Annotated in this window: 12 protein-coding genes; 9 read left to right on the plus strand and 3 right to left on the minus strand. The window is 66.8% G+C overall.

Going from position 1 to position 21951, the window contains the following annotated elements; all coding sequences use genetic code 11:
- Positions 1–8 precede the first annotated feature (8 nt).
- The 4 genes from zomB to fadD1 all read left to right on the plus strand — a co-directional run bounded on the left by zomB (position 9) and on the right by fadD1 (position 6758).
- Positions 9–2072, plus strand: a complete 2064-nt coding sequence (gene zomB, locus B4M62_RS12260) for a flagellar motor control protein ZomB (RefSeq protein WP_290713278.1) — start codon at positions 9–11, stop codon at positions 2070–2072.
- A gap of 344 nt (positions 2073–2416) precedes the next feature.
- On the plus strand, positions 2417–3385 hold the full coding sequence (locus tag B4M62_RS12265; protein WP_290713280.1) for an alpha/beta hydrolase: 969 nt from the start codon (positions 2417–2419) through the stop codon (positions 3383–3385).
- A gap of 195 nt (positions 3386–3580) precedes the next feature.
- Positions 3581–5074, plus strand: a complete 1494-nt coding sequence (locus B4M62_RS12270; RefSeq protein WP_290713358.1) for an alpha/beta hydrolase-fold protein — start codon at positions 3581–3583, stop codon at positions 5072–5074.
- Positions 5075–5177: 103 nt separating this feature from the next.
- On the plus strand, positions 5178–6758 hold the full coding sequence (gene fadD1, locus B4M62_RS12275; RefSeq protein WP_290713282.1) for a fatty-acid--CoA ligase FadD1: 1581 nt from the start codon (positions 5178–5180) through the stop codon (positions 6756–6758).
- A gap of 10 nt (positions 6759–6768) precedes the next feature.
- Here the strand turns inward: fadD1 and B4M62_RS12280 are convergent, their stop codons facing one another.
- From B4M62_RS12280 to B4M62_RS12290, 3 genes are all read right to left on the minus strand, one after another.
- Positions 6769–7482, minus strand: a complete 714-nt coding sequence (locus B4M62_RS12280; RefSeq protein ID WP_290713286.1) for an ABC transporter ATP-binding protein — start codon at positions 7480–7482, stop codon at positions 6769–6771.
- Positions 7479–10289, minus strand: coding sequence for a branched-chain amino acid ABC transporter permease/ATP-binding protein (locus B4M62_RS12285; protein WP_290713289.1), 2811 nt, complete (start codon positions 10287–10289; stop codon positions 7479–7481). The genes B4M62_RS12280 and B4M62_RS12285 overlap by 4 nt, the downstream gene beginning before the upstream one ends.
- A gap of 105 nt (positions 10290–10394) precedes the next feature.
- Positions 10395–11627: an ABC transporter substrate-binding protein gene (locus B4M62_RS12290; RefSeq protein ID WP_290713292.1), complete on the minus strand. Its 1233-nt coding sequence runs from the start codon at positions 11625–11627 to the stop codon at positions 10395–10397.
- Positions 11628–11939: 312 nt separating this feature from the next.
- Between B4M62_RS12290 and B4M62_RS12295 the strand changes: the two genes are divergently transcribed.
- The 5 genes from B4M62_RS12295 (at position 11940) to pks13 (ending at position 21945) form a co-directional block, all read left to right on the plus strand.
- Entirely contained in the window at positions 11940–12464 is a 525-nt protein-coding gene (locus B4M62_RS12295) for a DUF732 domain-containing protein (RefSeq protein ID WP_344716583.1), read from the plus strand.
- Between the two features lie 3 nt (positions 12465–12467).
- A complete protein-coding gene (locus tag B4M62_RS12300) occupies positions 12468–13445 on the plus strand; it encodes a cutinase family protein (RefSeq protein ID WP_290713295.1) in 978 nt (325 codons plus the stop codon).
- 97 nt (positions 13446–13542) lie between these two features.
- Positions 13543–14514: an LLM class F420-dependent oxidoreductase gene (locus B4M62_RS12305; RefSeq protein WP_290713298.1), complete on the plus strand. Its 972-nt coding sequence runs from the start codon at positions 13543–13545 to the stop codon at positions 14512–14514.
- Between the two features lie 202 nt (positions 14515–14716).
- Positions 14717–16624: a long-chain-fatty-acid--AMP ligase FadD32 gene (gene fadD32, locus B4M62_RS12310; RefSeq protein WP_290713301.1), complete on the plus strand. Its 1908-nt coding sequence runs from the start codon at positions 14717–14719 to the stop codon at positions 16622–16624.
- Between the two features lie 11 nt (positions 16625–16635).
- On the plus strand, positions 16636–21945 hold the full coding sequence (gene pks13, locus B4M62_RS12315) for a polyketide synthase Pks13 (protein WP_290713305.1): 5310 nt from the start codon (positions 16636–16638) through the stop codon (positions 21943–21945).
- The last annotated feature ends 6 nt before the right edge of the window (positions 21946–21951 follow it).

A 21951-nucleotide genomic window follows, 5' to 3' on the forward strand; every position in this document is an offset into this window, starting at 1 on the left:
CCGGCGCCATGACCGCATCGTCCGATCGACGCGCCGTGCGCACCCGAGTGGCGGGTGGCAGCTTCCTGGTCGGCGCGATCGGGATCACCACCTTCTTCGCGATCGGTGCATGGCAGCGCCGCTGGATCGCCGACGACGGCCTGATCGTCCTGCGCACGATTCGCAACCTGATGGCCGGTAACGGACCGGTGTTCAATGCGGGGGAACGGGTGGAGGCGAACACCTCGACGGCGTGGACCTACGTCCTGTGGTTCTTCTCCTGGCTCACCGGCGGTCAACTGGAGTACGTGGCCTTGTGGACGGCGTTGCTGATGTCGGTGATCGCGGTGCCCCTGGCGATGTACGGCACGGCCCGGCTGTATTGGCCGGGGGCCGTGGGCCGGGCGCACGGGCCCGATCGAGACGGGTCCGTGGCGAGCCGCGGGTTCGCCTTGCTGCTTCCGCTGGGGGCGATCATCTACATCGCCTTGCCACCCGCCCGCGATTTCGCGACGAGCGGTCTGGAAAGCGGGCTTTCGATCTTCTGGGTTGCCGGGTTGTGGTGCCTGTTTCTGGCCTGGGCCCGGCGCGATCCGTCGCGGATCAGTGGCCGGCGGGAGACGACGGCGACGCTGTTCCTGGCGTTCGTGGCCGGTTTGGCTCCGCTGATCCGGCCGGAACTCACGTTGCTCGGCGGACTCGCGCTGCTCGTCATCGTTTGTGCGCCGACCACCTGGTGGATGCGTCTGGGCATTGTCGGCGCCGCTGGTGCGCTCCCCGTGGCGTACCAGGTCTTCCGGATGGGCTACTACGCCGTGCTGGTCCCGAATCCTGCTATCGCCAAGGATGCGTCCGGGTCTAAGTGGGGCCAGGGATTTGTCTACCTGGCCAACATGTTCGGGCCCTACGTGTTGTTGTTCCCGGTGCTTCTCGCGCTCGTTGTCGTCGGCTGGTTGCTGTATTCGCGTCAGGCGCGCCGCGCCGCGCCGGCAGTGAGCGTTGCCTCGGCGGGCGGGCGGCACGCCCAGCACGGCGAGGCGGCGGCGACCGCACCGCAGACCGGGTCGCGGATTGTCGCCCGGTGGAATCGTTTTCGCGATGGTCTGCGGCGGCCCGCGACGGTCGTCGTGGTGGTGGCCGTGGCTGGTCTCGTGCTGGCGCTGTATTGGATTCGGCAGGGCGGCGACTTTATGCATGCGCGCGTGCTGCTCACGCCGCTGTTCGTCCTACTGCTGCCGATCATGGTCATCCCGGTGGTGATCCCCGAGCACATCAGGCTGGCCTGGCGCACCCCGCAGAGCCCGGCCGATGTGGTGGTGCGACGCAAGACGCGGACGGCGCTGGGCGGCGCGGTGCTGCTCGGCCTGGTCTGGGTAGCCACGGTGAGCTGGGCGGTCGCCGTGCACGAGAACACGCTGCCGGGCGAAGGAATCGACATCGGCCGCGCCGGAATCGTCGATGAGCGACGGTTCTATGCGGTCAACATGGGGAACCCGAATCCGCTCACCGCCGAGGACTACCTGGAATTCCCGCGGATGCGGGCGATGATGGAGTCGATCGACAAGTTCCGCGACACCGGTGCGGTACTCATCGCGTCCGGCGACTACGACAACTGGTACTACGCGCAACTGCCGGACAAGATGGCGCCGAATACGCCTCGTCAGGTGACGGTCTTCTTCCTCAACCTCGGGATGACCGGAATGAATGCGCCGCTGGACGTGCGGGTCATCGACCAGATGGGGTTGGCCTACCCGATCGCGGCGCACAGCGAACGGCTGCAGGATGGTCGCATCGGGCACGACAAGATCCTGCCGACGGAGTGGGTGATCGCCGAGTCGGGCGCCTTCCCCCGATATCCGGTGCTGCCGCTGTTCCTCGACCAGGAAGTTGTGCAACAAGCCCAGGTTGCGCTGACCTGCCCGGCGACGATGGACCGGATTGCGTCCTACAAGGACAAGCCGTGGTCGCTCAAGCGCTTTCGCAGCAGCTTGCGTCAGTCTTTCGGTTTCACCGATTACCGCATATCGCGCATTCCGGAGTACGAGATTCAGCGCTGCGGACTGACGATGCCGCCCCGAATTCGGCCGAAGTAGCTCGGCTGCGCGGGAACATTCTGTGGTGGGCGTGGCGAAAGTGAAGATCAACCTGCGGGTTTCCTGTCAATTGGGAGCAGCGGGCATTACCGCGACTACCAGGGAAGACGGTTCCACTGAGGGTCGCAAAGGTGGCCGTGTCGGCGCAATCACAGCGTTTGGCGGTTTGTGAGTCACAAAGCCATTGCAATAAGATTCCTAGGCGTTGCGGTCTGGGGGACTCCGAGTGCAGGATTCCTCTAGCCGTTGTGTAATCGAACAGCAGATCCGATCCGACTGGTTCGGGATGCCGACACCCGGAGCCGGGCCTGCTCTGCTCCGGGGGGAGATGGAGATCAGTCGCTATGCTGAAGACTGCGTCGAAAACGATGCGTAGCCGCATGCTGGTTGCGCTGGTTGCGATCGCAACCTCGCTGGGCCTGGTGACCGTGGTCGGCGGGGCACAGGCGGCGGCCCGGATCGGCGGCACCCAGGTCGGCCTGGAGCAGTTCTGGATCAACGGCTGCGGAATGCCCAAAGTCAAGGTCCGTGCGTGGAAGCGGCCGGGCAACTACAAGACCGTCATCATGCTCGACGGCATGCGCGCCCAGTACGACTACAGCGGCTGGGAGATCAACACCAACATCCAGGAGATGGTCCGTTCCGGCGTCAACGTCGTCGAACCCATCGGAGGTCCGGCGAGTTTCTACACCGACTGGGACGCGCCGAGCAACTTCAACGGTCAGCAATACCGGTACACCTGGAACTGCGCCATCACTCGGTCCCTGGTCCACGCACTCGACCGGCGCGGCTACCGGGTCGGGAGGAGCCGCAAGTACGCGATCATGGGCTTGTCGATGGGCGGTAACGCCTCACTGACGATCGGTGCGCAGAACCGTCATAACTTCGACGCCGCCGGATCGCTGTCGGGGTACAACTTCCTCTCGGCGCCCGGCATGCGGACGATGATTCGTCTCGCGATGCTCGACGTTGATCCCAAGCCGTGGAATGTTGATTCGATGTGGCCGATCTGGGGCCTGCAGTGGTTCCAGAACGACCCGATGTGGAACATCGGCAACATGCACGGGATGAAGATCTTCGTCGGCTCGGGCAATGGCCTGTTCGGCCGCTACAACGCCCTGCCGAATGTGTTCGACGACCTCTTCCAGGGTTCGACGCTGGAGTTCCTGGCTTTCACCCAGGCGAAGGCCTTCCAGGCCGCTGCCGCGCTGTCGGGCCTGCCGGTCATGTCCTATGACGCCGTCGGCACCCATTCGTGGGGCTACTGGCAGGACATGGTCTGGAACGCGAAGTCGCGCGGATTCTTCCGCTGACTACCGAGGCCGACCACCCCTTCAGTAACAAAATTCTCACCTGTCACAGCGTGGCATAGCCAAAAAGCATCGCCCTCCGTGTAAGAACAACACGGAGGGCGATGCTTTTTGGTGCCCGATGAGGGATCGGAGCCGCGTCGTCGGTGAGGACGTGAAGGAGTCAGTGCTGTGAGGACCGGTCGAGCGGTGCGAGGAATGTCGGCGGGGGATCGTCGGGTGCCGCTCACCAGGAGCTGGGCTGCCGCCGTCGGGTGTGCGCTCGTCGGCGTGCTGCTCGTGCCCATCGTCGGGTCGGCCGCGGCAGAACCGCCACCACCTCCGGCCGCACCGGCCGCACCGGCCGCACCGGCACCCCCGGCTGCACCGGCTGCACCGGTGCCGCCGCCAAGTCCTGCGCCGAAGGTGCCGGGGGCCGGTGCGTCGACGCCCCCGCCGGCCCCGCCGGTCGCCGCACCACAGAGCGTGCGCGTCACCAAAACCTTCTGGTACACCGATCGTCAGGTCTCGCTCTGGGTGCATTCGCCGGCGATGAACACCGACATCCAAGTCCAACTGCTCCTGGCGCGCGACTGGTGGTCGCGGCCGACCGCCACGTTCCCGCAGCTGACGATGCTCGACGGCCTGCGCGCCCAGGACGACCAGAACGGCTGGGTCATCAATACCAACGTCGTCGACTTCTACAAGGACAAGAACCTCAACGTCATCCTGCCGGTGGGCGGTGAGTCGAGCTTCTACACCGACTGGTTGCAGCCCGATCACGGGAAGAACTATCAGTGGGAGACGTTCCTCATCAAGGAACTCCCAACCATCATCGAGCGCGATTGGCGCTCGACCGAGGTGCGCGGCGTCGAGGGGTTGTCGATGGGCGGCACGGCCGCGATGATGCTCGCCGCCCGCAATCCGGGCTTCTACAAGTTCGCCGCGTCCTTCTCGGGGATCTTGCAGCTGACGTCGCTCGGCATGCAGCCAGCCATCCAATTCGCGATGCACGACGCCGGTGGCTATGACTCGCAGAAGATGTTCGGCCTGCCCACCAATGCGGCGTGGCGCGAGCACGACCCGTATCTGCTCGCCGAGCAGCTCCGCGGCACCAGCATCTACCTGTCGTCGGGTAACGGTGTGGTCGGGCCCCACGACAAGCCGAGCGACATCCCCCTACTGGCCACCAACTACTCCGGCGTCGGCCTCGAGTTGCTGTCCCGGGTGACGTCACAGCAGTTCGCCTCGGAGTTGAATCGTAAGGGGATTCCCGGGCAGGCCGTCTACCGCCCGTCGGGCACGCACACCTGGCCGTACTGGCAGTTCGAGATGACCCAGGCCTGGCCGCAGGCGGCGAGCGCGCTCGGGCTCGCCGAGGATCGGCCGGCCTGCCGTACCGCCGGGGCGATTAAGAAGGTGTACGAGCCGAATAAGCGCCTGTTGGGTGAGTGCCTCACCCCGGAGTACTCGGTCGCCGGCGGGCGCGCCCAGGACTTCCGCGGCGGTCGGATCATCACTGGGCCGAAGGGGCCCAAGATCGTCGGCGGTGCCATCGGCGGAGCCTACGTCTCAGTGGGCGGACCCGGCGGTAAACTCGGTCTCCCCACCAGCAGCGAGCGCGTGACGAAGGACCGAAAGGGCAAGGTCAGCGACTTCCAGCGCGGCAAGATCACCTGGACGGCGCGTCGCGGTGCCATCGTCGGGAAGTAGGGCGTTCGCGGCGTTCAGCGGACGCTGGGGCCCGGGCTTCTGGCGTCCACGAGGGTATCGGCAATCGGTAGCGCAGTTCTGCAACGCGTTCTAGATTGGGGTCATGGCTGACACTGTGACGCAACTCCTTTCCGAGCGAACTGACGATGAGGGCCTGGCCATCGTTCACGACACCGGCAGGTGGAGCTGGTCGGAATATCTCGCCGACGCGCGCGCCATGGCGGCCGCGGTCCTGGCCGCTGCCGATTCGTCGCGGCCCATGCACATCGGCGTGCTGCTGGGGAACAGCCCGACGATGCTCATCGCCATCGCGGCGGGTGCGCTCGGCGGCTACGTCACCGCCGGTATCAACAACACCAGACGGGGTGAGGGACTCGCCACCGACATCCGTCGCGCCGATTGCCAGATCCTGCTGACCGACGCCGAACACCACAGCCTCCTCGACGGCCTCGACCTCGGTGACTGCCAGGTCTTCGACACCTCGACTGACGAGTGGGCCGCGCGCGTCGCCGCCGCCCCCGAACTGGTGCCCTACTCGACGCCCGGTCCGGGTGATCCCTTCATGCTGATCTTCACCTCGGGCACGAGTGGCGATCCCAAACCGGTGCAGCTGGCCCACATGCTCATCCCGTTCGCCGGGCCGCCGCTGATTGAGAAGTTCGGGCTGTCCGCCGTCGACGTTTGCTACCTCTCGATGCCGCTGTTCCACTCTGCCGCGCTCCTCGGGGGGTACTGTGTGGCGGCGACCAGCGGCGCGACGATGGTGCCGGCGAAATTCTCGGCGTCGACCTTCCTCGCCGACATCCGCCGATTCGGTGCGACCTACATGAACTACGTCGGCAAGCCGCTGGCCTACATCCTGGCCACCCCCGAGCAGCCCGACGACTCCGACAATCCGTTGCGCGCCGCATTCGGCAACGAGGCCAGCGACCGCGACATCGACGACTTCGCCCGGCGGTTCGGCACCATGGTGTGGGACGGGTACGGGTCCAGCGAGCTCGCCATCATCATCACCCGCGAGCCCGGCACGCCGCCCGGATCCATCGGCAAGGGCTTTCCCGGCGTGGCAATCCACAACCCGGCCACCCTCGCCGAGTGTGCGGTCGCCGAGTTCGATGAGACCGGCGCGCTGGGTAACGCCGCCGAGGCAATCGGCGAGCTCGTCAACACCTCTGGCGCCGGTATGTTCACCGGTTACTACAACGATGCGTCGACGACTGCCGAGCGCATGCGCGAGGGCATGTATTGGTCCGGCGACCTGGGCTACCGCGATGCAGACGGATGGATCTACCTCGCTGGGCGCACCGGCGACTGGCTCCGCGTCGACGGTGAGAACATGACCGCCGGCCCGATTGAGCGGATCCTGCAGCGCATGCCGGAGATCGGGCAGGCTGCGGTGTACGGGGTCCCCGACGATTCGGTGGGCGATGCGGTGATGGTGGCGATCGTGCCCAGCGGCATCGGTGATCTCACCCCGGCGGCGCTCGCGGCCTTCCTTGCCGACCAGGCCGACCTGTCGTCGAAGGGATGGCCGCGATACGTGCGGGTCAGCTCGGCGCTGCCGACGACGGCGACCAACAAGATCATCAAGCGGGAACTGAAGCAGGAGGGTGCGACCGCCCGCACCGACGAGCAGCTGTGGATGCGCGAGCCGCGCGGGAAGAATTACCGCGTTTCAATCTGACGCGGGTCGGTCAGGAACCCAGATAGGCGGACTCCAGCCGTGGCAGGTCGGCGGCCAACACGCCGGCCGCCTCGGTCAGGGCCACCTCACCGTGGGCCAGGACGACCGCCTGATCGGCGACCGCCAGAGCAAGTCGGACGTGCTGCTCAACGAGTATGACGGCGGTGCCGTCCTGTTCGGCCACGGTGCGCAGCACCGGGAGGATCGACTCGACGATGATCGGCGCGAGCCCCATGCTGAGTTCGTCGATCAATAGCACTCGCGGTCGCTGCAGGAGTGCGCGCGCAATGGCGAGCATCTGCTGTTCGCCGCCGGAGAGATCCCCGGCGGCGACATCGAGGCGCCTGGTCAGCGCCGGAAAGTAGCCCAGTGCCTGCTGGATCGCCGGGGCGGCGGCGGATTTGCGGCGGGGGGCGGCCAGTTTCAGATGCTGGGCGGTGGTGAGGTTCCGGAAGAGGGCCCGATCGTCGGGCACGAGGACGACTCCGGCACGCACGGCCGCGCGCGGGTTCCCAGAACTCGTCGCCGAATCGTCGACGAACACCTCGCCGCCCAGGCGCGGAAGCAGGCCCGCGAGGGTCATCAACAGCGTTGTCTTGCCGGCCCCGTTGGGGCCGAGCAGGGCGATGATCTCGCCGCGCTGGACCGTCAGGTCGATGCCGCGGACACAGGGACTCTTCTTCGCGTACCCGGCATCGACCCCTACGCAGCGCAGCGCACTCATGCCTGGACCTCCTCGTTCGCGGTACCGGTGGTGCCCGGACCGTCGTCGCCCGCTGAGCCGAGGTACGCCCGGATTACGCTGGGGTCGGTGCGGATGAGTTCCGGTGGGCCGCTCGCGACGACTTCGCCGAGGTCGAGAACGACCACCTTGTCGCAGACGCGCAGGACAAGGTCCATGTCGTGGTCGATGAGCAGCATCGTGACGCCGCGCGACGCGGCCGAGCGCAGACGTTCGCCGAGCCACCGGCTCTCGGTGGAGTCGAGGCCGGCGGCCGGCTCGTCGAGCAGTGCCACCGTGGGCCGACCGGCGAGTACGCGGGCCACCGACACCAACTGCCGCTGTCCCTGCGACAGGTCGGCGACGATCGAGTCGGCGAGCTCGGCGATTTCCAGCAGACCCAGGGCCTGGGCCACGGTCCCGGTCACGTCGTGCTCGGCGCGCGCGACGCCGACGCTCACGTTTTCCGCGACGGTTAGTTCGTCGTAGAGTTCCACGTCCTGGAAACTGCGCCCCAGGCCGGCGCGCGCGCGGCGATGGGGCGACATGCCGGTGAGGCTGCGGCCGCCGAGGACGATGGCGCCGGTGGCGGGGACGAAGCCACTGATCGCGTCGACCAGAGTGGTCTTCCCCGCCCCGTTGGGTCCGATCAGGCCGACGATCTCGCCCGGCCGCAGGTCCAGGTCGACACTGTTCACCGCGGTGACCGTGCCGTAGGTGACGGTCACGTCGTTGATGGCGAGGACGGGGGCACGGTGGGGGTCGCTGGTGGGATCGGAGCCGGCGCGTTCGACGTCGCCGAGCAGGGCCGTGGCGGCGCCGATGCTGTCGGCGGCGGTGCGGCCGGACTTTCCCTTCAGCCCCGACGGCAGGGGGATCCGGTGCAAGTACCCGCTGATACCGTCGGGACTGGTAACCACGGTCAGCACCAGCAGCACACCGGTGGCGAGCATGTAGAAGTCGCCGAAGTGAAGGTACTTGTCAAGGACGAAGGCCAGCAGCGCCCCCGGGGCGAGGAGACCGCCGAGCATGGCCCCCGAGATCGACGTCACGCCGGCGATGTAGAAGGCCGCGAAGAGGCCGATGCCGGCCAGTACTGCGTAGCTCGAGGCCGCGGCCAGCGTCTGCTGGTAGGCGAGCAGCACACCGCCGAGGCCGGCGATGAATGATGCGATGGCAAACGCGATCAGCTTGGTGGCGCCGACGTTGACGCCCGCGGCGGCGGCCGACCGCTCGTTCGCGCGGACGGCGAGCATGGCGGCGCCGAGACGGCTGCGTCGCAGGACGGCGACCCCCAGCGCGCAGCTGGTCAGGACGACCAGGCACAACACGCCGAAGGAGATGCGGTAGCCGTCCCCGGAGCCGACGGCCATGTTGATGCCGAAGAGTGTCGGGTCGGGGATACGCAGTGCGGCGCCGGTCGGATCGTCGAGGTTCTTCAGCTGTTCGCTCTGGCCGTTCAGGTCGGGGTTCTGGAACCACGCCTGTTCTAGAAACACTGCGAGGGCCAGGGTGGCCACCATGAGCGGCAGGCCGCGGACCCGCAACGACGGGAGGCCGACGACGATGCCGATGACCATCGCGAACCCCGCGGCGAGTAGCGGGGAGATCGGGAAGGGCAGGCCCCAGTCGGCGGTGATCCGGGCCAGGGTGAAGGCGCCCGCGCCGGCCAGCGTCAGCTGGGCCAGCGAAACCTGTCCCGCATACCCGGTGATCACGACCTGCGAGAGGGCGATGATGGCAAAGATCAGGCTCATGATGACGGCCAAGCGCATGCTGCCCGAGGTGAGGTAGAGCGCGGCGATCACGACGACAACGCCGATGACCGTCGGAATGATCAGGCCCGCTGGCCGCGGGGTGCGGCCGAGGTCCTGGCGGATCAGGGCTCCCCGGCCCGGCAGGGCCTGACCCCGGATCAGGAGGAAGCCGAGGATCAGCACCAACGGCACCGCTTCACCGAGACCGTAGCGCGGCAGCCAGGCGAAGACGTCCTGGAGCTTGGTCACCTCGCTCATCAGCATGCCGATCGCCAGCCCGGCGCCGACGGTGACGCCGATGCCGGTGAAGTTGCCGACGAGCGCGGCGGCGAGTGCGGGCACCAGGAACAGGCTGTAGGCAAATGGGCTCAGCGTGGTGATCGGGGCGATGAGGATGCCGGCCAGGCCGGCCGTTGCCGATGACAGTGCCCAGTTCGCTACGGCGATCCGGTTGGGGGACAACCCGGTGACCAGCGCGCCCTTCTCAGATTCGGCCGCTGCTTCGGTCGCGATACCGAATCGGGTGTAGCGCAGTACGAGGGCCGCGCAGACCGCCAGGCCGATCACGACGGCCGCCAGCCAGAAGTGGTCGGTCGTCACCCGCTGGCCGCCGATCGTCAGGCTGCCCTGCGGGAAGATGTACCTGACTGCGGGGGAGTCGTCTTTGACCCGCAGGCTGATGAGCGCCTGCAGCACGAGCATGACCCCGATCGCGGCGACGGCTTTGGCCAGCGCGGGTGCGGTCCGCATCGGCCGAAAGACAACCAGATAGAGTCCGACGCCCAGCAGGGTGGCGATTACCACAGAAATCGCCATCGCCGGCACGATGCTCAGGTTGGCGCCCAGGTCGATCTTCGCGTCGAAACCGGGGATCGGATTGAGCAGCTTTCCCTGGCGCAGGTAGGCGTAGGTGTAGGCGGTGTATAGCGCGATCGCGCCGGTGGCGAAGTTGACCACGCCGGAACTTTTGAAGGTCATCACCAGCGCAAGGCCCAGTGCCGCGTAGACGGCGCCGTTGCCGATGCCCATGGCGAGGTAGGCGAAGTGGTCCATGGTCCTGCCTGTCGGGGGAGAATGCGCTGCGGGTGGGATCGAACTGGTGGGGAACGGTGTTCGGGGGCCGCCAGCGGCGACCCCCGAACACCGTTATCGCTACTTCTAGTTGACGACGGTGCTGTTGCTCAGCTTTCCGTCGGCGCCGACCTCGCTGACCAGAATCGACTTGCTGCACAGGTTGGGCGCCTTGGGGAACGCCTTGCCGTTGCAGGTGAAGGTCAGGCCGGGAGCAGCCGGGACCGGCACGTTCTGCGCGGCGCGCAGGGCGTCGGTGTACTGCTTGGCGGTGATCGGGCCGGCCGGCAGGCTCTTGCCCACCTCGCCGATCGAGCTGATCACTTGGTAGCCGAGGTAAGCCAGACCGTTCGGGTCGACATCAGGGGAATACTTCGCGAGCACCGAGCGGTACCGGACGACGGTCGGGTCATCGCCGGTCGTGATGACAGTCGTGAACGACTTGGCACCCTCGACGGCGTCGGTGCCGACGTTGTCGGTAACCGTCTTGTCCAGGCAGCTCGCGATCAGATACTTCTTCACCTGAGGCGCCGCGGTTTTGAGTGCCTTCAGGCTCGAGACGCACTGACGCGAGTCGCCGAGGACGGTGACGGCGTCCGGCTTATCGGCCAGGCCCGCGCTGATCTGCGGTGTTGGGTCGGCGACATTGGACGGGATGGTCACGACTTTGACGTCGATGCCGGCCGGCTTGAAGAAGGCCTGTGCCATCTGGCCCACCGACGCCGCGGCATCGCCCGAGTCGCCGATCAGGATGGTGAACTTCTTCACGCCCTCCTTGGCGGCGGTCTGGGCCTGGCCGTTGAGAACGGCCACCGTACCGCCGGAGAGCATGTAACCACCGGGGGCGCCCATCTCGACGGCCGATACCGGTGCCTGGGAGACGTACGGGATGCCCGCGCGCGCGACGATGGGCAGCATGACCGCGCCTTGCGAGGTCATCGGCACGGCGACGACGGCAACCTTTTTCTCGACCATTTCATTGGCGCACTTGGTCGCCGATGCGGGATCCTCGTGTTGGTTGCAGACGATCAGGTCGACCCGGTGACCGTTGATGCCGCCGGCATTGTCGTTGAGATACTTGGCCGCGGCCTCGCCGCCCTTGGTGAGCTGTGGGATCGAGACCACGCCGCCGCCGGATCCGATGAGACCGATCTTGATTGCTTCGCCGGCCGCGGCCGAGGTGGGCAGGTCGGTGGTCGGCCCGCCGGCCTTGTCCTTGTCGTTCGAGCACGCGGTGAGCGTGCTCAGCACGAGTGCGCCGGCGGCCCCGGCAATCGCCGCCGTGCGGACGATCCGCCGGGTGTTTCTCGGAGTTTTCAACGGTCAGTTCCCTTCAGTCGTGGAGCACTTGCGGCGAACTATAACGTGTTCTAGATCACAGAAGGAGAAGAATGCCAAAACGGACGAATCGCGCGGGTCCGTCGGCACTCTTGTTGCTGATCTTCTCCGGTCCGGGGCTCGGTGGGAAGTGCCTGTCTGGTGGATGTCTGGTGACCGTCTGAGATATCGCCAAGAATTTCACCCACAACGCCGCTTAGGGGCTCAGGCTGCGCGGTTTGCCGTCGTCGCACGGGTAGCCTGGGCGGTTGAGCGCGCGGGGGAAGCCGGGCCGGCCGAGGAAAGTGGGAAACGGTGAAGGTGTTGCAGCGAATCACTCTCGCCGCGGGAGCGGCCGGGTTGATCGTGGCCCTGTGCACGGGATGTGGCGGTGACGACTCGACGGCGAGCGCTCCGATCACCGCGACACCGGTGACTACCACTCAGTTCGAGTCGCCCACCTCGATAGCGGCGCCGTCGGGCACCGACACCTCTCGGCCGGGTATGCCGGCGACCGCGCCCAACCCCTCGACCACGCAGCCGAAGGACTTTCCCGGATCGACGACGAAGGCGGGCGCACCCAGCGCGCCGGTCAACGCGAAGGCCCAGCGCTACCTTGCCGCGCTCAAACGCCAGAAGGTCACGATCATGGGTGACACCGACAACACCATCGCTTTGACGATGGCCCAATTCGTCTGCGATCAGCGCGGGAAGAACGGCGACCCGACGTCGATGAAGGCGTTCGTCGTCGCGGCGGTCGGTCCCGGCGAAAAGACCGTCGAGGCGGCGAACACCAAGGCGGACAAGGTTATTCGCGCTGCCCAAGAAAACTACTGCTAGCCGATGAGCCGCACCAAGACGGCTCCCGGCACCCGGCGGAGCCGGACCCGCCGTTGGCTCGTCGTCGCCCTCGTCCTCATCGCGGTGATCGGCCTGCTGCTGTGGATCCTGCGTGCGTGCGCGCCCAAGCCGCCGCCGCCGACCCCGCCGCCGACCCCGCCGCCCACGAAGGCCCAATCCGCCGACTGCCCCGACGTCGAGGTCGTGGTGATCCCCGGGACCTGGGAGTCATCGGCGCGGGATGACCCGTTCCACCCGCACGCCAACCCGAAGTCGTTGATGTTGCGGGTGTCGTCGGCGCTCGCGCAGAAGTTTCCGGCCAATCGGGCCCGGGTCTACACCATTCCGTACACCGCGCAGTTCCGTAACCCCACCAATCTCGGTGATCGGCAGGCCGACTACGACGTGTCGCGACGGCAGGGCTATCTGCGCACCGCCGGGCACATCACGGAGGTGAACAAGCGGTGCCCCATCACGACGTTCGTCATCCTCGGCTTCTCCCAGGGGGCGGTCATCGGCGGGGACGCCGCCAGCAATATCGGCAACGGCCGCGGGATCCTGAATCCCGAAGACGAGGGTCTGGTCATCGGGGTGGGGCTCATCGCCGATGGACGCCGGGTCGCCGACCAGCAGAACGATATCGGGCCCAACCCGCCCGGCGTCGGCGCTGAGGTGGCGCTCGGCGGATTCCGGAACCTGGTGCCGGGAATCACCATGAACGGCCCGCGCGAGGGCGGATTCGGCACCCTGCGCGACCGGGTCTCGGGCATTTGTGCACCCGGGGACCTGATCTGCGATTCGCCGACCGTCCGCAACCCGTTGCGGGCGGTGGGACAACTGGTCAGCGCCGCCAGCAACCCGGTCCACGCGCTCTATGCGACTCCGAAGTATTGGGAGTACAACGGGGCGACCGCCACGCAGTGGATGTACGCGTGGGCGGTGGGCGTGATCGACGGAGCGCCGCACCCGAAGCACTTCTGATCGACCCCTGGTCCTCGATCCAGCATTTGGTCGGTTCCGCGCGCACCGCGTACCGTATCGTCGGTTGAGTTTTGATCGCCGATCGCAGGAGTGGTGCATGACCCGGAAGTTCCGATTCGGAGCCGGTGGTGAGGGCAACAAAGAGGAGGGCGGCGCACGCAAGTTCGTCCAACTCGCCCAGACCGCCGAGGAATATGGCTTCGACGCCTTCGCGATTCCCGATCACCTGGGGAACCAGGTCGGCCCGCTCGCGGCACTCGGCGCCCTGTCGCAGGCCACGACCACGATCCGCCTGGGCACCTCTGTGCTGGCCAACGGCTTCCGGCACCCGGCCATTCTGGCGAAAGAGGCTACGACCATCGACGTCCTGTCGAAGGGGCGGTTGGAGCTGGGTATCGGCGCCGGATGGATGAAGGAGGAATTCGATAAGGCCGGAATCGAGTTCGAGTCCCCGGGCACCCGAATCCGTCGGCTCGATGAGGCGCTCACCATCCTCGACGGCTTGATGCGTGGCGAGACCGTGGACTTCGACGGCGAGTTCTACCAGATCAAGGGCCTGGAAGGGAGTCCGCGTCCGCGCCAGGGCCCGCGCCCGCCGATCGCCGTCGGCGCTGGCGGCCCGAAGATGCTCGCACTCGCGGCCAAGCATGCCGACATCGTCTCGATCGCCCCCGGCACGACGGCCGACGGCAAGATGAAACTGTCGGACATGACGCTGGAGAAGACCGCGGCCCGGGTCGACCGGGTCCGGGAGGCGGCGGGTGATCGGTTCGACGATATCGAGTTGAACTGGACCATTGCCGTCATCGTCATCACCGATGACCGCGTCGCGACGGCCGAGATGGCGCTCAAGGCGCTCGACCAGGGCTACCCCCCCAACATTGAACGCGACACGACGTTCACCGTCGACGACGTGCTGTCGTCGCCGTACATCGCGATCGGCTCCTTCGAGGAGATCGCCGATCAGATCCGGCGCGTGCGCGAGCGGACGTCGATGTCCTTCGTCGGCGTCTTCCCGACGCAGATGGATGCGTTCGCACCTATTATCCCGATTCTTAAGGGAGAGTAAGATAGCCGAGGATCTGCGCTCGACCGGCCGTACCGAAGAGGTGCGGCGGTTTGGTGATCGATGCGCACGATGGACCGGAAGCGATCACGACCTGACCTGACAAATGTCCCTTGCCAGCCGACCGTCCCACCCCGGGCGGTTGCGGTTGAGGGCGGAGAGAAGCCGAGGCCCCGGCGCGCGGGTGCCCGGCACAGGAGTACCAATGCTGAACACCGAATTTGAACAGTTCCTCGACGAGAACGGCAATCTGTCCTTCAACGAGGATGCCACCCTCGTCGACTACGTTGAGCGCAACGTTCGCGATCAGGCGGACACGCTGGCCTACCGCTATATCGACTATTCACGTGAGCGCGACGGCGAGGCGCAGGATCTGACTTGGGCTCAGTTCGGCAAGCGCCTCCGGGCGGTGGCCGCCCGGTTGCAACAGGTGACCGAGCACGGCGACCGAGTCGCCATCCTCGCACCGCAGTCCCTGGAGTACGTGATCGGCTTCTTCGCCGCGCTGTACGCCAGCAACATCGCCGTCCCGTTGTTCTCCCCGGACGAGCCCGGCCACACCGACCGCCTGCACGCCGTCCTCGACGACTGCAAGCCCACCGCGATCCTGACGTCGACCAAATCCGCCGAGGCGGTCCGCGACTTCTTCGCCGACAAGCCGGCCAAGGAGCGTCCGCGCGTCATCGCCGTCGACGCCGTGCCCGACTCCGTCGGATCGACCTGGGTCGCCCCGGTCGCCGGTAAGGACCACAACAAGGACACCGTCGCCTACCTGCAGTACACCTCTGGTTCGACCCGGGTGCCCGCCGGCGTTGAGATCACCTATCTGGCGGTCGCCGCCAACGTTCTGCAGATTTACGACACGATCGAGATTGACCTCAATTCGCGCGGCGTGACCTGGCTGCCGATGTTCCACGACATGGGTCTGCTCACGGTGATCCTGCCGGCCCTCGGTGGCCGGTACATCACGATCATGAGCCCGCAGGCATTCGTGCGCCGCCCGGGACGGTGGATCAAGGAACTCGCCGCCGCAAGTGATGGCGCGGGCACCTTCGCCGCAGCACCGAACTTCGCGTTCGAGCACGCCGCCGCGCGGGGGCTGCCGAAGGAGGGCGAGGAGCTCGACTTGTCCAACGTGATTGGTCTGATCAACGGCTCGGAGCCGGTCACCGTCAGCTCGATGAAGAAGTTCAACGACGCGTTCGGGCCCTACGGACTGCCCAAGACCGCGATCAAGCCCTGTTACGGGATGGCCGAGGCCACCCTGTTCGTCTCCGCCACCGCGCGCGAGAACGAGGCAAAGGTCATCTACGTCGATCGGGAGGACCTGAACGCCGGCCACCTGACCGTGGTCGACGACGACGCACCCAACGCGGTGCCGCAGGTGTCCTGTGGACAGGTGGCGATGAGCCAGTGGGCCACCATCGTCGATCCGGAGACCGGGGCCGAACGCGCCGACGGCGACGTCGGCGAGATCTGGCTCCACGGACTCAACATCGGCAAGGGTTATTGGAACAAGGACGACGAGACCGAGGCCACCTTCCACAACAAGCTGGTGACGCCGCTCGAATCTGGCAGCCACGCCGAGGGCACCGACGTCGATGCCGACTGGATGGCCACCGGCGACTACGGCGTGTGGCTCGACAACGAGCTGTACATCACCGGCCGCGTGAAGGACCTGGTCATCGTCGACGGCCGTAACCACTACCCGCAGGACCTCGAGTTCAGCGCACAGGAGTCGAGCACGGCCCTGCGTCCCGGCTTCATCGCCGCCTTCTCGGTGCCCGCTAACGAGCTGCCGTCGGTGGTGTTCGACAACGCCAACAGCGGGCTGGCCTACGACGCCGACGATGCCGCCGAGCAGCTGGTCGTCGTGGCCGAGCGAGGTGTGGGCAAGCGGGTCGCCCCGCAGGAGGTGGCCGACACGGTACGGGCCGCGATCGCCCAGCGCCACGGCGTGATGGTGCGCGACGTGCTGCTGGTCCCGGCCGGCTCGATCCCGCGCACGTCCAGCGGCAAAATCGCGCGGCGAGCTGCGAAGGGGGCCTACGTCGACGGCACGCTCCGCGGGGGCTACCAGCAGACGGCTTTCCCGGACGCGCCCGACCAGTAGGCTGGAACCCGATGTCTGAACTAAATAACGACGCCGCGCCCGCCGCCGGCGACGACGAAGCCACCTCGACGCCAACATCCGCCGGCACCGCCGGGGAGACGATCGGCGACCTGACCGTCCCCGAACTCCGGGATTGGCTGCGCGACTGGGTGTCGCAAGCGACCGGAGTCCCCGTCGACCAGATCTCCGAAGATCGGCCGATGGAGGAGTTCGGCCTGTCGTCGCGCGATGCCGTCGCCCTCGGTGGAGACATCGAGGACAAGACGGGCGTCGTATTGACGGCCACTGTCGTCTATCAGCACCCGACGATCGCCTCACTGGCGAAACGGATCATCGAGGGCGACCCCGACGAGGGGCGCGACGAGCTGGATGCGTTCTGGGAGCGGGAGCGCAATCCCGATGACGACATCGCGATCGTCGGCTTCGCCACCCGCTTCCCCAAGGCCGGGGAGACGCCAGAGTCGACGTGGGAGGCGCTCATCACCGGGCGCGACGGTATCTCCGAACTTCCAGAGGACCGGTGGAGCGAGTTCAAGGCCGATCCGCGGATGCTCGAAGTCCTCGAGAAGCGCAACTTGCGCGGCGGATACCTCGACACCGTGAAGGCCTTCGACGGAGACTTCTTCCAGATGAGTCCGCGCGAGGTCGAGATGGTCGACCCGCAGCAGCGGCTGGTGCTGGAACTGACGTGGGAAGCGCTCGAGCACGCTCACATCCCGGCCAGCGACCTCAAGGGCGGACAGGTCGGCGTGTTCGTCGGCACCTCCACCAACGATTACCAGCTGCTCGCCGCACTGGGTCTCGGCGAGGGATCGGACGAGACTGCGGCGTACGCCCTCACCGGTACCGCAACGTCGATCATCGCCAACCGCACGTCCTACTTCTTCGACTTCCACGGACCGTCGGTAGCGGTCGACACCGCCTGCTCATCGTCGCTCGTATCCGTGCACCAGGCGGTGCAGAGCCTTCGCACAGGTGAGTCCGACGTCGCGCTGGCCGGTGGCGTAAACATGATCCTGACGCCCGCCGCCACCGTCGGCTTCGACACGATCGGCGCCGTTGCCAAGGATGGGCACATCAAGGCCTTCTCCGCCGACGCCGACGGCATGGTCCGGTCGGAGGGGGGCGGGATGTTCGTCCTGAAGCGAATCGCCGACGCACGCCGTGACGGCGACACAATCCTTGCCGTCATCGCGGGTTCGGCGGTCAATTCCGATGGGCGGTCCAACGGCATCTTCGCGCCCAACCCGGAGGCGCAGGTCGCGGTGCTCCGCTCGGCCTACACCGATGCGGCAGTCGATCCGCGCGAGGTCGACTATGTCGAGGCGCACGGCACCGGAACGATTCTGGGCGACCCGATCGAGGCCGACGCCCTGGGCCGTGTCGTGGGCAAGGGCCGCGAGCCGGGCAAGCCTGCGCTACTCGGCTCGGCCAAGACGAACTTCGGGCACATGGAGTCCGCGGCGGGCGCCGGCGCCCTGGCGAAGGTTGTGCTGTCCTTGACCAACGATGCGTTGCCCGCGTCGCTCAACTACGCCGGCCCGAACCCCTACATCCAGTTCGAGGCGACCAACCTCAAGGTCAACGACGAGATTTCGCCGTGGCCGCGCTACAGCGGGCATGCGGTCGCCGGTGTGTCGGGCTTCGGTTTCGGCGGAACCAACGCCCACCTGGTCGTCCGCGAGGTGCTCGACACCGATCTGCACCCGGTCCCCGCGACCGTTGGAACGGACTCCCCAGGGGAGTCCGCCGACGCGTCGGCCACCGTGTCCGGCGATATCGAAACCGACGATGATGAGTACCTGACCGACGCCGAGCGCGCCATCCTGGCCGCCCGCGCGAGTGTGGACGCGATCCCCGCCGTCGAAGTCGAGGTCGATCCGGCCGACGGGTTCGGCCCCTGCGCGCAGGACGGCGCGGTCGTCCCGCTCGTCGTCTCCGGGTTCGTCTCGTCGCGGCGCCGCAAGGCCGCCGCCCGACTGGTCGAGTGGCTGACGTCCGCCGAGGGGAGGGCCACTCCGCTCGTCGACATCGGGCGCGCGCTCGCCCACCGAAACCACGGTCGTACCCGCAGCGTCGTAATGGCCCGCAGCCATGAGGATGCGATTAAGGGGATGACGGCGGTCGCGGAGGGCAAGAGCAATCCGATCGTGTATACCGCAGAGGCGCCCGATCCGGCCTCGGCGGTGTGGCTGCTGTCCGGGTTCGGTTCACAGCACCGCAAGATGGCCAAGCAGCTCTACCTGGAGAACCCGGTCTTCGCCAAGAATGTCAATCGGGTCGACGAGTACGTGCAGCGCGAGTTGGGCTACTCGATCGTCGAGGTGTTCCTCGACGACGAGCAGACCTACGGCATCGAGACCAGCCAGGTGGGGATCTACACGATTCAGGTTGCGCTCGCGGACACGATGCGCCACTTCGGCGCCGAACCGGGTGTACTGGTGCCGCACTCGATGGGAGAGGCATCGGCCGCATACATCAGCGGCGGATTGTCGCTGGCCGATGCGACCCGGGTCATCTGTCAGCGCTCCCGCCTGATGGGCGAGGGCGAATCGATGCTGACCGGCGACGACATTCGCCTGATGGCGCTCGTCGAATACAGCGCCGAGGACATCGAGGCGGTCCTCGTCGACTTCCCCGACCTTGAGATCTGTGTCTATGCCGCACCGACGCACACTGTTATCGGTGGCCCGGAACCCCAGGTCGACGCCATCGTCGCGCGTGCCGAGGGCGAGGGCAAACTGGGTCGAAAGCTGCAGACGAAGGGCGCCAGCCACACATCGCAGATGGACCCGATACTCGGTGAACTCGCCTACGAGTTGACCGGAATCAAACCGCAGCGGCCCACGGTGGGCTTCTACAGCTCGGTCGATCGGGAGACGTTCTACCGTGCTGGCCACGAGCCGGTGCACAGCATTGAGTATTTCCTCAAAGGCCTGCGCCACAGTGTCTGGTTCAGCCAGGCGATTGCGAAGTCGGTGGAGAACGGGCACCGCACCTTTGTCGAGCTGTCGCCCAATCCGGCGGTGCTGATCTCCGTTGCGGCCGTGACATTCAGTGCCGGACTGCACGATGCCGAGCTGGTCGAGACCCTTCGGCGCAAGGAAGACGAGAGCTACGGGCTCATCAATGCGCTGATGAAGCTCTATGTCCACGGGCATCCGTGCGACGTTGCCGCCCTGTTCGGGAGTGGTGACTTCGCGGACATCCCACGCACGCATTTCGACCGGCGCGACTACTGGTTGACCGCCGATCTGTCGAGTGGTTCGGGTGCCGGGCGTGTCCCGGGCAGCCATGTGGCACTGCCCGACGGCCGCCACGCCTGGGAGGTCAACGCCAGCGCCGTCGACGATCCGCGGGCGTTGGTCGCTGCCGCGGCGGGCCAGGTTTTCACTGACGTGACGGTCGGGGCCGGCGAGGCCTACGGCGACTTCCCGTCGACGGGCACCGTGACCACGACGCTGACCCCCCACCCCGGTGGCGGCTCGGTCACCGTGCACGCCCCCGACGGCAATCAGTTCCGGCTGGTCTTCGTGGCCGTCGTTACCGGCACTTCGGCAAAGCCGGGTGCCGATGCGGCGACCCGCATGGAGACCGGGCCGGCGGCGTCGGACGGTGCGCAGCCGCGCACGGGCGCGGCAGCCTTCGACGACGACACTGTCGTCGTCGAAGACGAGGTCGTGGACAATATCGGCGACAAGTGGAGCCCGGAGTCGGGTGAGAAGGTCGGCGACCGGCTCGCGCTGATCGTCGGCGAGTCGATGGGGTATGACCCCGAGGACTTGCCGCGCGAGGTCGCACTCATCGAACTCGGACTCGATTCGCTGATGGCGGTCCGGATCAAGAACCGCGTCGAGTACGAATTCGACATTCCGCAACTGCAGATGCAGGCGATGCGCCAGGCGAGCCTGGCCGACGTGGAGAAGTTCGTCGCATTCGCGGTCACCCATCGTGACCAGCTCGACAACCTGGCCGAGAACGCGGGCGGTGACGGCGAACTCGACACCGCGGCCATCAACGCCTACATCGACGAGCAGATCGCGCTGGAGAAGGCGCCGGGCACCGGCCCCAAGCAGGCCGAGCCCAAGGAAGCCGAGCCCAAGCAGGCCGAGCCCAAGGAACCCGAGGCCAAGGAACCCGAGGCCAAGGCGGTGACGCCCAAGACGGTCGTCGTCGCCCAGGCCGCCGACCTGACCGATCAGGCCGCGGTCGCCGAGGCGGCCGGGTCTGACGTCCCGCCGCGCGATGCCGCCGAGCGGTTGACCTTTGGCGTCTACGCGACGATCACCGGAAAATCGGCTGGCGGCATCTTCAACAAGCTGCCGGTGCTGGGGCAAGACGTTGCGCAGCAGTTGACCGACAAGCTCAACGAACGCACCGGTGGCGACATCGACGCCGAGGACATCCTGGACGCGGAGACCATCGAAGAAATGGCGGACTACGTCCGCAACTACCTCGACGCCGGCGCGGCCACCGACGGATTCCTGCGCTACCTGCGGCTTGTTCCAGAGGATAAGAAGTGCTACGAACCGGGTCGGGGTGATCGGGTGCCGCTGCTGTTGTTCCACCCGGCTGGCGGTAACACCTCGGCCTACGAGGCGCTACTCAAACGGTTGCCCGACGATCAGCCGGTCATCGGCTTCGACCGCGTCGAAGGCACCATCGAGGAGCGCGTCCGGCAGTACATGCCGCGGTTGCGCGAGGTTCAGCCACACGGCCCGTACGTGCTCGCCGGCTGGTCGCTTGGCGGCGGCCTGGCCTATGGCTGTGCCCAGGTGCTGCGCGAGGAGGGCGAGGAGGTCGCCTTTGTCGGGCTGATTGACGCTGTCATGCCGTCGGAGCGGGTCGAGGAGACGCCGGAGTCCAAGCGTGACCGCCTCGAACGGTGGAAGGACTTCGCCATCCGCAACTACGATCTCGACGAGGACATCCCGATTCCGATGGATCGGTTGGTGGAGGCCGATGACGAAGGCCAGTTCCAGATCATCATGGAGATGATGGCGATGAGCAACACCAAGATCCCCGGTGGAATCATCGAGCATCAGCGGACGTCGTTCATCGACAACCGGGCGCTGACCAGCATTGATCCGACGCCGTACGGCGGCAAGGTGGTGCTCTACCGTGCTGACCGCATGCACGACGGCGCCATCGAACTCGAGCCGCAGTGGGCCGAGGTCGATGAGGACGGCGGTTGGGGCCCGCTCGTCGGCGAGCTGGAGATCGTCCACATCGGCGGCGATCACCTGTCGATCGTCGACGAGCCCTTCATCAGCAAGGTTGGGGCGGATCTCACCAAACGCATGACGAACTTGGGCGACTGAAGGGAC

This window comes from Gordonia sp. UBA5067, from assembly GCF_002414845.1.
Classification (GTDB): Bacteria; Actinomycetota; Actinomycetes; order Mycobacteriales; family Mycobacteriaceae; genus Gordonia; species Gordonia defluvii.